Origin of the sequence: Hyphomonas sp. (assembly GCF_017792385.1) — a bacterium.
Lineage (GTDB): Bacteria > Pseudomonadota > Alphaproteobacteria > Caulobacterales > Hyphomonadaceae > Hyphomonas.
This window is the reverse complement of the sequence record NZ_CP051230.1, coordinates 3,528,054-3,539,446: the sequence shown is the minus strand read 5'-3', so window position 1 is coordinate 3,539,446 and position 11,393 is coordinate 3,528,054. Positions and strand designations below refer to the sequence as shown.

Sequence of the window (11,393 nt, the reverse complement as noted above, 5' to 3'; positions counted from 1 at the left end):
TATGATCCAACGCAAACAGAAGCATGAAGGAGCCAAGACATGGCTGCGGTAGATGTTACGGATGATGATTTCGATACGGTGATCGGCGAGTCCGATGTGCCGGTCGTGGTGGATTTCTGGGCCGAATGGTGTGGGCCGTGTAAACAGATGTCCCCTCACATTGACGCCGTTTCCGAGGAACTGGCAGGGCAGATCAAGGTTGCCAAGGTCAATGTCGACGAGAACCCGATGGTGCCATCGAAATATGGTGTGCGTGGCATGCCCACGCTGATGATCTTCAAGGACGGCAAGGTCGCCGCCACGCATCTCGGCGCGATGAGCAAGCAGGCCATTTCCGACTGGATCAAGCAGAGCGTCTGAACCCGCACCTGTTTTGGAAACTACAGAAACGCCGGCGTCTCCGCCGGCGTTTTTCGTATCAGGCAGCCTGTGAGGTCAGCGCGATGAAAACGTCCTCGAGGTCCGGCGCCTCGGTCACCAGATCGCCGATGCCGATGCCGTTCGCCCGCACCGTTTCCAGCAGGCGGCCGATTCCGGTTTCGCTGGTGCGGAAGGTGATCGCCAGGTTTCCGTCGGTCCGCAGGGTGGCGTCCAGGCCGGACAGTGCCTCGGGCACCTGGGCCAGCGGCTCTTTCGGCGTGATCACCAGCGTCTTGTAATCAAGGCGCGAGAGCAGGGTCGGTGTCGGTTCGCAGGCGACGATCTCGCCATGGTTCACGATGGCAATCGAATCGCACAGCTCTTCGGCTTCTTCCAGATAATGCGTTGTCAGGATGATGGTGGTGCCATTGTCGTGTAGTTCGCGCACATAGGTCCAGAGGGACCGGCGCAATTCCACATCGACGCCCGCCGTCGGTTCGTCCAGGATCAGGACCGGCGGATTGTGCACAAGGGCCTTGGCCACCATCAGGCGGCGTTTCATCCCCCCGGACAATTGCCGCACATAGGCGTCCTTCTTGTCATCCAGACCCACAGCCGTCAGGATTTCGAGGCTGCGCCGCTCGGATTTCGGCACGCCATAGAAGCCGGCCATCAATTCCAGCATTTCCAGTGGGGTGAAGAAAGGATCGGCCACGATTTCCTGGTTCACGACACCAATTGCGGCGCGGCTCTGCCGGGGATACGCGTCAATGTCGAGGCCCCAGATGCTGGCCGAGCCGGAGGATTTGTTCACCAATCCGGCGAGAATATTGATGAAGGTCGATTTGCCGGCCCCATTCGGTCCCAGCAGCCCGAATATCGATCCACGCGGAATCTGCAGGTTCAGGCCCTTGAGTGCGTGTTTCTCGGGCATCTTGCCCGAGGCGCGGTACGTTTTCTGGAGGTTGGAGACTTCAATGGCGAAGTCTGGGGCAGGTTTGCTGGACGACATGCAGGGGCCTTTTCACTCTGTCCATTCGATCTTGCGCCGGTCGGCGGTGCGATCTAGGTAGGGCCATGGGGCACGGGTAACAACCATGCCGACGAAATTGCAGATGGAATCACAAGCCATGTCTACCAAGCGCGACGTGTTCGACCCGCCGGAAATCTCAATGGTGACGAGCCATAAGGTGTCGTGCAATGGCGGCGGCGGGGCCTTGGGCCATCCGCGCGTCTGGTATGAAATGGGCGATGATGATTTCGTCGAGTGCAAGTATTGTGACCGGCGATTCGTTTTGATCGGCGGCAAGCAAGACCCGTCGCGCGCGCGATGATCTGCGGGGGGTGACGAGCGGGGTGTCCGGATGCGCGTCCTGATAGCAGGCGGAGGCATTGGAGGCCTGACGGCAGCGCTGGCGCTCGAGCATTTCGGACACGACGTTCAGGTTTTTGAACAGGCTGGCATTCTTGATGAGGTCGGGGCCGGTATCCAGCTCAGTCCCAATGGCATGCATGTCCTGTCCCGGCTCGGCGTGTCCGCGCGCGTTCTGAAGGACGCCTTCCGGCCGAAAGCCCTTGAGATGCGGCTTGGTCGCAGCGGTCGGCGCCTGTTTGATATTCCGCTCCGCCGCGCAGCCATCAATCGCTGGGGCGCTGACTATCTTCACGTTCACCGTGCTGACCTTGTTCAGGCGCTGCACGATTCTCTCGTCGCACGGGCCCCCCAGGCGGTAAGTCTCGGCCGGAAGGTGGTTGGCTATGAACAGTCGGAAACGGGTGTAGTCGCGACTCTTGATACGGGGGAGCGCGTTCTCGGCGATGTCTTGCTGGGCGCAGACGGTATTCATTCGGTCGTCCGTGCGCAGATGTTGGGAACGGAGGCGCCACGCTATACCGGCATGACGGCATGGCGCGCCATCGCACCCGTATCGGATCTCGCCAATGGTGCCCCGCCTCCCAATGCAACCGTATGGACCGGCAGCCGCCGACACGCCGTTACCTATCTGCTGAGAGGCGGCAGTCTGGCCAATTTTGTCGGCGTGGTCGAGCGCAAGGCCAAGCATGTCGAATCCTGGACAGAGCAGGGGTCGCGGGAAGATGCGCTGGCCGACTTCCAGCGCTGGCACCCGACTGTGACTGGCATCATCGAAGCGGCGCCCGTGCTGCACCGCTGGGCACTTTATGATCGTGACGAGCTGCCGAAATGGCGGGACGGACGCGTCGTGTTGATGGGAGATGCCTGCCATCCCATGCTGCCTTTTCTGGCTCAGGGGGCGGTGATGGCGATCGAGGACGCCTACGTTCTTGCCCGTGAATTGTCCGAAGCAGCGACAGTTCAGGACGCTCTTGCGAGCTACGAATCGGTTCGCAAGCCGCGCACCAGCCGGGTTCAGGCCGGGGCGCGGGAGAATGCGCGATTGTTCCATCGCAGCAATCCCGTGACGCAAATGTCAACCTATGGCCCAATGTGGGTGGCAGGGCGCATGATGAAGGGGTTCATCCACAGTCGAAATGACTGGCTGTATGGTCATGACGTGACGGTGGCCTGACGGGCGTCTTGCTTGTCACGCCCGATCAAAGCGGGCATCACAAGTTCCAATTGTAACAGTATCGGCCCTGCATGCTTTCCGTTCTTGATCTCTTTCGCGTGGGCATCGGCCCGTCCAGTTCCCATACCGTTGGCCCAATTCGCATTGCCGCACGATTTGTCGAGCAACTGGCAGGTCAGGCCGGGGCGGTCGCGCGCGTCGAAGTGGAGTTGCAGGGGTCGCTGGCACTGACAGGGGAAGGGCATGCCACGCCCAAGGCGGTCATGCTCGGCCTTGCGGGATTCGAGCCGGAAACGCTGGACCCGGATGAGGCGGATGCGGCCATTGCAAGCATCACCCAGTCCGGACGCCTGTCGCTGGGCGGGCGGCATCCGATTGAGTTCAACCCGTCCAGCGATATCATTCTGGCTTATGATGTGATCCCGACGCTCCATCCCAACGGCATGCGGCTGAAGGCATTCGACGAGGGCAAGTCGGTGATCGCCGATGAAACCTGGTACTCCACCGGCGGCGGTTTCATCGCGTCCCAGCGACAGCTCGAAAAGCCGCTGGAAGACGATCTTGTCCCGTCCAGCGTGCAGGTGCCGTATGCCTTCGCGTCTGCAGCCGAACTGATTTCCATGTGTGAATCAGACGGCATCGCGATTGAGGAATTGGTGCTGCGGAATGAAGACGCCTTGCGGTCGCGCGAAGCCACGCTTGCTGCACTCGACCGGATTGCGGACGTGATGCGGGGCTGCATCGATCGGGGCCTTGCACAGACCGGAGTTCTGCCGGGGCGGCTGAAGGTGCGCCGCCGCGCTGCCGCGCTCTGGGAAAAGCTGGCGAAGGATGCCGGGTCGAACGAGCGAGAGCAGCTGTTCGACTGGCTGAATGTCTACGCCATGGCCGTAAACGAGGAAAATGCTGCTGGCGGACGCGTCGTGACCGCGCCGACAAATGGGGCTGCCGGCATCATTCCGGCGGTGATCCGGCACTATTGCTCCGATGCCGAGGACGCCGTGCCCCGCATGCGGCGCTTTCTTCTGACAGCCGGCGCGATCGGAATTCTCTACAAGCAGAGGGCCTCGATTTCCGGGGCCGAGATGGGCTGTCAGGGAGAGGTCGGCGTGGCCTGTTCCATGGCGGCCGGTGGCCTCGCAGCCGTCTGGGGTGCGAGCCCCCAACAGGTTGCCAATGCTGCCGAGATCGGCATGGAGCACAATCTGGGGCTGACCTGTGATCCCGTCGGTGGGCTCGTCCAGATTCCCTGCATTGAACGCAACGCCATTGGCGCCGTGAAGGCCGTCAACGCGGCGCGCCTGGCGCTGCATTCCATGGGGCACACGCATGTGTCTCTCGACCAGGTCATCGAAACCATGCGGCAGACCGGGCTCGACATGTCTTCTAAATACAAGGAGACAAGTCAGGGGGGCTTGGCCGTGAACGTGGTGGAGTGCTGATGAAGACCGTGCACAATCTGGGATCGCTGCTGGACAGCCTTCAGGAAAGCACGTCCGGTGAGAAGGTCAGCGTCGGCGCCATGCTGGACGCCGTGGGCCGCCGCTCCTACGGGCCGCTGCTCCTGCTTCTGGGATTCGTTTCTATCAGCCCGTTGACCATCATTCCCGGCGCAAACTGGCTGGTGGCCCTCATCATCCTGCTGATCGCGGGGCAGATTGTTTTCGGCAAGAAGCACCCCTGGGTGCCAGGCCGCATCCTGCGATTCGAGTTTCCGCGCGGCGCCCTGATGGAGGGTCTGCGACAGGCGCACCCCTATGTCTGCCAGGTCGACCGCTTCCTGAAGCCCCGCCTGACATTCCTGACCGAGCCGCCCTTCGTTCAGCTGGTCGCCATTGTCTGCATCGCAGCGGCGCTCGTGTCCTTCCCTCTGGGGCTGGTCCCGTTCGGACCGGTACTTCCGGGCCTGACCGTGCTCCTGTTCGGGTTGGCGCTGACGGCGCGGGACGGATTCGTCCTGTTCCTTGCCGGACTGGGCCTGATCGGCAGCTGCTTCCTCGTTATCCGTATCTGGGAACGGGTGTTCGGCTAGCCGGACCAGTTTGCGTAAGCGGCCCGAACATCGATACGGCATCGCGCCCGATTCAGTGGGGATTTCGATGGAAGGGAAGGTGGCTCCGCGAGTAGGACTCGAACCTACGACCGGGCGATTAACAGTCGCCTGCTCTACCAACTGAGCTATCGCGGAACAGCTGAAGACGGGTGAATAGCAGACCCGAAAACCCGTTCAAGCCCCCACATGCTGCCGACTGACAAAAACTTGCACTTTTCGCAAAAAAAAGGCGGGAGACTTGAAGCTCCCGCCGAGGCGTTGGGTGATGGTGGGTGTCTCCAAGAGAAGACACGATCACAATCCCCGAAATTGGTTAACGGGCTGTAAACGGTTTGCGAATGCGGGCGTGAAAATTCGCATTTTCCGATTTACCTTTGGGAAATCATGGGGTTGGACAGATCGCGTCCTCGCGGCGGAAGCGCCGCCGACATGGTGAGATGTGCAGGAAAGGGGAAACTGGAGGCTCCGGCCGGAATCGAACCGGCGTACACGGATTTGCAATCCGCTGCGTCACCACTCCGCCACAGAGCCGCTCCAGAAGGCGCGTCACTAGCAACGAACTTCGCCGCTTGCAATCTGTCCTTTTCAGGCAACGTGCGTTTATCGCGCATTGCGCCCCTGAAAACCCATGATAAAGGGCACGCTACAGCCAGAAACAAGCCCGAGAGGGAACCGCGATGAATTTCGACAAAGCCCGTGAGATCATGGTCGACACACAGATTCGGCCGAATGACGTCTCAGACCCGGAAATCGTCTCGGCCTTCCTGAAGACTCCCCGCGAAGCCTTCGTTCCTGCCTCGCGCAAATCGGTGGCCTATTCCGAACTCGAAATCGAGACCTCCGAAGGCCGCGCCCTGTGGACGCCGCGCGATACGGGCAAGCTGGTCAAGCTGGCAGGCATCACCCCCTCCGACATCGTTCTGGTGATCGGGGCCGGTACGGGATACGAGGCCGCGCTGATCAGCCATCTCGCGGAAACCGTTATCGCCTTGGAAGATGACGAATCCCGCGTCGATGCCATGTCGGACCGGTTCACGACGTTAGGCATCGATCAGGCCGTCGCCGTCGCCGGGGATCTGTCAGCCGGCCTGCCGGACCAGGCGCCGTTTGACGTCATCTATGTCTGCGGCATGGTCCAGACGGTTCCCGACGCCTGGAAGGAGCAACTCGCGGAAGCCGGCCGGCTGGCCGTCGTCACCGAGGACGCCGAAGGCATGGGCCGGGGCAAGCTGTTCACCCGCGCCGGTGACACCGTCTCGGCGCGCGAGGGATTCGATGCGGTCCCGCCCAAATTCGCAGCATTCGACCGCAAGAAGGCATTTGTCTTCTGACAAACCGCATCCTGCGACGATTTGTTAAGAGTCCGGAAAAGTGAACGGTGTTCACTGTCGCCGATCCATGCCTTATATTAGGATTTAGGCATATAAGGATCGCACCGGTCCGGAATCTCAGGGGAGCGCCGCATGAACATCCACCGAACTGTTGCCGTCTCGCTGCTGGCGCTGTCCGCTGGCGGCTTGCCGCTCGCACAGGCCGAGACCCTGTCTGACGCCGTCAGCGCGGCGCTGGCCACCAATCCGGGCCTGCAGGCCCAGCGCGTCGAGACCGAAATCGCGGTCGAGACAGTGGAACAGGCCCGCGCACAGGGGCGCACGACGCTCGATCTCTCCGGCAGTGCCGGATACGAATACATAGACTCCAATGCCGCCTTTGCAGACCTGTCGGGAACCAATGGCGACCGGCCGATTGCCAGCGCCCAGATCCAGGCAGCGAAACCGATCTATACCGGCGGACGCATCCGTGCCGGGATCCGTCAGGCGCGGGCCGGCGTCGATGCCGCCGAGTCGCAATATGACGCCGCCGTGCAGGATCTCGTCCTGCAGGTCATCACAGCCTATGTCGATGTGCGCAGCGATCTCGAAGCCGTGGCCATCCGGGAAAACAATGTCGAAGTAACGGGCGAACAGGTCCGGGCTGCTTCGGACCGGTTCGATGTCGGCGTGGTCACGCGAACCGATGTGTCGCTCTCGCAGGCCCGTCTCGAGGGGGCGCGCGCGGCGCTGGCCGGCGCACAGGCCACGCTTGAGGCCGACATTGCCAATTACCAGTTCCTCACCGGCCTGACCCCGACCGACCTGGCTCCGCCGCCACCGCTGCCGCCGCTGCCGGAATCGCTCGAGGCCGCCGTCCAGATTGCGCTCGACACCAATCCGGACCTTGCTGCCGCCCGCCATGCCGAACGGGCCGCCCGCGAAGCCATCGAAGTGGCCCGTGGCCAGTACAAGCCGCAGATCAGCATCGTCGGCACGGCAGCGCGGCAGGAAACCTATAATGATTTCACCCAACGCGATTCCAGCGTATCGGCCGTTGCCCAGGGCACGATTCCGCTGCTCTCGGGCGGACTTATCCAGAGCCAGGTGAAAGCCGCCCGCCTGCAACGGTCTCAGGCCCAACGCCAGATCGACACGCTCCAGCGCAGCATCCGCGCCCAGATCGCACAATCCTGGTTCGGCTACGAAGCCTCACTGCGGTCGATTGCGGCCTCCGAACGACAGGTTGAAGCCGCCCGGATTGCGTATGACGGCGCCAAGGAGGAACTCGCTGTCGGCATCCGCACCACACTGGACGTGCTGGACCAGGAACAGCAATTGTTCGAGGCGCAACTGGCCCTCGTCCAGGCCGAACGTGACTCCTACGTAGCGGCTCACAGCCTGCTGCGGGCCACCGGACAATTGTCGCCGGACATGCTGCTTCTGGATGGCGCTGGCGGGGACTCGCGTTAACAACGATAAAAGCTTGTTAACACAATCCCCGTAGCGGTTAATGCATCGGGATTCGCACGAAAGAGTATCAAGGGGCTGGCCATGGCCAATGAAGCGCACAAGGAACCGACGATGGAGGAAATCCTCGCGTCGATCCGCAAGATCATCTCGGATGATGACACGGCTCCGCAGGCTGCAGAGCCAACGCCGGTCGACACGGTAACGGAGGACGCTGTGGCGGCGGACTCCGCCGATGTCGACGACATCGATGACGTCATGTTCGAGGAAGACGACTCAGCTGATGAAGACGCGTTCGAAGTCGAATTCGAACAGTTCGAGGCCGAGGCCGACGAAGTCAGCGAACCGCCGAGCTTCGAGGAGATGCTTGGGGCTGCTCGCGCCGTTGTCGCGGCACCCAGGGCCGAAGAAGCCGAGGAAATCGTCGAGGAAGTGTTCCCGGAATCCGTGATCGAAGATACGGCGCCGGAACCGGAGCCGGAACCCGAAATCGAGCTTGAACCAGAACCCGCTGCCCCCGCACCTTTGGCAGCATCCGTGGAGGAAGACATGGCCGCAACCGCACGCTACCAGCAAACTGTCCTGACCGACGACCAGACGGCCGATGCGGCCGCCGGCGCACTCGGCAAGCTGATCTCGAAAATGGATCTCGGCAGTGACAACACGCTTGAAGGGCTCGTTCGCGAGATGCTCAAGCCGATGATGAAGGAATGGCTCGACGCCAACCTGCCGAAGATCGTCGATGAGAAGGTCGAGGCCGAGGTACAGCGCATCGCCCGCATGGCGCGCTAGCCTCTCCTGACAAATACGTTATAGGGAAGGGCGCGCCGTCACTGGCGCGCCTTTTCTTTTATAGGGAATACGCCTGAACCAATGCTCGACCAAAGATTTGACCCCGCCGAAGCCGAACCACGCCTCTATCAGGCCTGGGAAGAGAACGGATGCTTCAAACCCTCCGGCGACACGTCTGCGCAGGCCTATTCCATCGTCATTCCGCCGCCGAATGTAACCGGTGTGCTGCACATGGGCCACGCGCTCAACAACACGCTTCAGGATGTGCTGATCCGGTTCGAGCGGATGCGCGGCAAGAACGTCCTCTGGCAGCCAGGTACAGACCATGCCGGCATCGCCACCCAGATGGTGGTTGAGCGCAAGCTGGCCCAGGAAGGCAATCAGGATCGCCGCTCCATGGGGCGTGATGCATTCGTGGACCGCGTCTGGGAATGGAAAGAGGAATCCGGCGGCGCGATTGTCGGCCAGCTGAAGCGCCTTGGCGCGTCCTGCGACTGGTCGAAGGAAGCCTTCACAATGGGCGACCGGAACGACCCGGACAACAGCATGATGCGCGCGGTCACCAAAGTGTTCGTCGAGTTGTACAAGAAGGGCCTGATCTATCGCGACAAGCGGCTGGTGAACTGGGACCCGCACTTCCAGACGGCGATTTCGGACCTCGAAGTCGACCAGCGCGAAGTGCCCGGCCATTACTGGCATTTGCGTTATCCGCTCGCCGATGGCGTCACCTACATGCATCCGGTCAAGGATGAAGACGGCAATGTCGTGGATCAGGAGATGCGCGACTATATCGTCGTCGCCACCTCCCGCCCGGAAACCATGCTGGGCGATACGGGCGTTGCCGTGCACCCGGAAGACCCGCGCTATGCGGGCCTGATCGGCAAGTTTGTCGAGCTGCCCATTGTAGGCCGCCGCATTCCGATCATCGCCGATGAATATGCCGACCCGGACAAGGGCTCCGGTGCCGTGAAGATCACACCCGCCCATGACTTCAACGATTTCGAGGTCGGCAAGCGAGCGGGTCATACGCCGCTGAACATCCTGAACGCTACCGCGCATATCGTGGATGGTGAGGATGCAGACGCCGCCGGCATCCCGGCCGAGTATCGCGGTCTGGACCGCTTCGATGCGCGCAAGAAAGTTGTCGAGGCATTCGAGGCCGCTGAACTCCTGCAAGAGATCGAAAACCTGAAGATCGAACAGCCTTTCGGGGATCGCTCCAACGTCGTCATCGAACCGTGGATGACGGATCAATGGTATGTCGACGCCAAGACGATGGCCGAGCCCGCCATCGCAGCGGTCAAAGAAGGCAAGACCAAATTCATCCCGGAAAATTGGGAAAAGACCTATTTCAACTGGATGGAAAACATCCAGCCCTGGTGTGTCTCCCGCCAGCTCTGGTGGGGGCACCGGATTCCGGCATGGTACGACGAAGACGGCAATGCGTATGTCGCCTTGAGTGAAGAGGACGCGCAAGCTGAAGCCGGTCCGGACAAGAAACTTGTTCAGGACGAAGACGTCCTCGACACATGGTTCTCCTCCGCTCTGTGGCCCTTCTCCACGCAGGGCTGGCCGGACGAGACGCCGGACCTCGACACTTTCTTCCCCACCGCGACTTTGGTCACTGCGTTCGATATCATCTTCTTCTGGGTTGCCCGGATGATGATGATGAGTCTCGAATTCATGGGCGAAGTTCCGTTCAAGGATGTCTACATTCATGCCCTCGTCCTCGACGAGAAGGGGCAGAAGATGTCCAAGTCCAAGGGCAATGCCATGGACCCGCTGGAACTGGTCGACGAATACGGCGCCGACGCGCTGCGCTTCACCATGGGCCGCATGGCCGGGCAGGGGCGCAACATTCGCCTCTCCAAACAGGCCGTTGAAGGCAGTCGCAACTTCGCCACCAAGCTGTGGAACGCGGCACGCTTCGCCGAAATGAATGAATGCGGCGCGCCGGACGAGATCGACTTTTCCAGAATCGAAAGTCCGGTAAACCGCTGGATTCTGTCCGAGCTTACTCAGTGTGCTGCGGACGTGACCAAGGGCATTGAGGACTACAAGTTCAATGAGGCCGCGGGCGCGCTCTACAAATTCATCTGGAACACGCTGTGCGACTGGTATCTGGAGCTCATCAAGCCTCTGCTGGCGGGTATGGACGATTCCGCCAAGCAGGAAACCCGCATGGTCTGCGGATACGTACTCGATGAATCCCTGAAACTGTTGCATCCCTTCATGCCCTTCGTCACCGAGGAGCTCTGGGACCGCCGCGCCGAAGGCCGGGCCACGGAGAAGGGATTTCTGATGCATCAGTCCTGGCCGTCAACGGAGGTGTTCGTCGACGAAGCCGCTGCCCAGGAGATCAACTGGGTGATCGACATGATCACCGAGCTGCGTTCCCTGCGTAACGATCTTGGCGTGCCGGCCGGCTCCAAGCTACCGCTGACGCTGGTCAATGCCGGGCCTGAAATCGAACATCGCGCGATGAGCCATGAAGACGTCCTGAAACGGCTTGCTCGCCTCGAGGACATTTCCATGACAGATGCGACACCGGAAGGCGCTGTCACGGCCGTGATCGGCGAAACCATGTCGGCCCTGTCCGTGGCGGACATCGTGGATCTCGACGAGGCCCGCAAGCGGCTCGACAAGGAACTGGCCCAGCTCGACAAGGACATCACGTCGACCGAGAAGAAATTGTCCAACGAGAATTTCGTTTCCCGGGCTCCAGCCGAGATCGTCGAGGAGAACCGCGAGCGCATTGTCGACTGGACGGCCCGCCGCGAAAAGCTGAAAGCCGCCCGAAAGGGGCTTGAAGGGCTCTGACCAATGCGGGCATCCTGTTCCGGTATGAACAGGAGCTGC

General features: G+C 61.3%; 10 protein-coding genes and 2 tRNA genes. 9 read left to right on the top strand and 3 right to left on the bottom strand.

The genetic code is table 11. The features are described 5' to 3' along the window. Positions 1 to 39 precede the first annotated feature (39 nt). Positions 40 to 360, top strand: coding sequence for a thioredoxin (trxA, locus tag HF955_RS17135; RefSeq protein WP_027836327.1), 321 nt, complete (start codon positions 40 to 42; stop codon positions 358 to 360). 58 nt (positions 361 to 418) lie between these two features. On the opposite strand, the gene HF955_RS17130 is transcribed toward trxA, so the two are convergent. Further along, positions 419 to 1,372: an ABC transporter ATP-binding protein gene (locus HF955_RS17130; protein WP_291076841.1), complete on the bottom strand. Its 954-nt coding sequence runs from the start codon at positions 1,370 to 1,372 to the stop codon at positions 419 to 421. Between the two features lie 118 nt (positions 1,373 to 1,490). Here HF955_RS17130 and HF955_RS17125 point away from each other — a divergent pair, with 118 nt between their 5' ends. The 4 genes from HF955_RS17125 to HF955_RS17110 all read left to right on the top strand — a co-directional run bounded on the left by HF955_RS17125 (position 1,491) and on the right by HF955_RS17110 (position 4,941). After that, positions 1,491 to 1,694: a zinc-finger domain-containing protein gene (locus HF955_RS17125; protein ID WP_036260295.1), complete on the top strand. Its 204-nt coding sequence runs from the start codon at positions 1,491 to 1,493 to the stop codon at positions 1,692 to 1,694. Between the two features lie 30 nt (positions 1,695 to 1,724). Beyond that, positions 1,725 to 2,909 (top strand): FAD-dependent monooxygenase, encoded by a 1,185-nt coding sequence (locus HF955_RS17120; protein ID WP_291076840.1) that lies wholly within the window; start codon positions 1,725 to 1,727, stop codon positions 2,907 to 2,909. A gap of 71 nt (positions 2,910 to 2,980) precedes the next feature. Next, complete coding sequence (locus tag HF955_RS17115; RefSeq protein ID WP_291076839.1) at positions 2,981 to 4,351, top strand: L-serine ammonia-lyase; 1,371 nt, start codon at positions 2,981 to 2,983, stop codon at positions 4,349 to 4,351. Continuing rightward, complete coding sequence (locus HF955_RS17110; RefSeq protein WP_027836322.1) at positions 4,351 to 4,941, top strand: exopolysaccharide biosynthesis protein; 591 nt, start codon at positions 4,351 to 4,353, stop codon at positions 4,939 to 4,941. The genes HF955_RS17115 and HF955_RS17110 overlap by 1 nt, the downstream gene beginning before the upstream one ends. A gap of 80 nt (positions 4,942 to 5,021) precedes the next feature. Here HF955_RS17110 and HF955_RS17105 read toward each other — a convergent pair. Both HF955_RS17105 and HF955_RS17100 read right to left on the bottom strand, forming a co-directional pair. Continuing rightward, positions 5,022 to 5,097: transfer RNA gene (locus tag HF955_RS17105), tRNA-Asn, on the bottom strand. A gap of 322 nt (positions 5,098 to 5,419) precedes the next feature. Next, positions 5,420 to 5,493 (bottom strand) — tRNA-Cys (locus HF955_RS17100). A gap of 146 nt (positions 5,494 to 5,639) precedes the next feature. On the opposite strand from HF955_RS17100, the gene HF955_RS17095 reads away from it, so the two are divergent. The 4 genes from HF955_RS17095 (at position 5,640) to HF955_RS17080 (ending at position 11,354) form a co-directional block, all read left to right on the top strand. Continuing rightward, positions 5,640 to 6,293 (top strand): protein-L-isoaspartate O-methyltransferase, encoded by a 654-nt coding sequence (locus tag HF955_RS17095; protein ID WP_291076838.1) that lies wholly within the window; start codon positions 5,640 to 5,642, stop codon positions 6,291 to 6,293. A 132-nt stretch (positions 6,294 to 6,425) separates the two neighbouring features. Beyond that, positions 6,426 to 7,745 (top strand): TolC family outer membrane protein, encoded by a 1,320-nt coding sequence (locus tag HF955_RS17090; RefSeq protein ID WP_291076837.1) that lies wholly within the window; start codon positions 6,426 to 6,428, stop codon positions 7,743 to 7,745. A gap of 81 nt (positions 7,746 to 7,826) precedes the next feature. Continuing rightward, positions 7,827 to 8,534 (top strand): DUF2497 domain-containing protein, encoded by a 708-nt coding sequence (locus tag HF955_RS17085; protein ID WP_291076836.1) that lies wholly within the window; start codon positions 7,827 to 7,829, stop codon positions 8,532 to 8,534. Between the two features lie 81 nt (positions 8,535 to 8,615). Further along, the gene (locus tag HF955_RS17080; protein WP_291076835.1) at positions 8,616 to 11,354 is read left to right on the top strand and encodes a valine--tRNA ligase; all 2,739 of its coding nucleotides are present in this window, start codon (positions 8,616 to 8,618) and stop codon (positions 11,352 to 11,354) included. Positions 11,355 to 11,393: the final 39 nt, after the last annotated feature.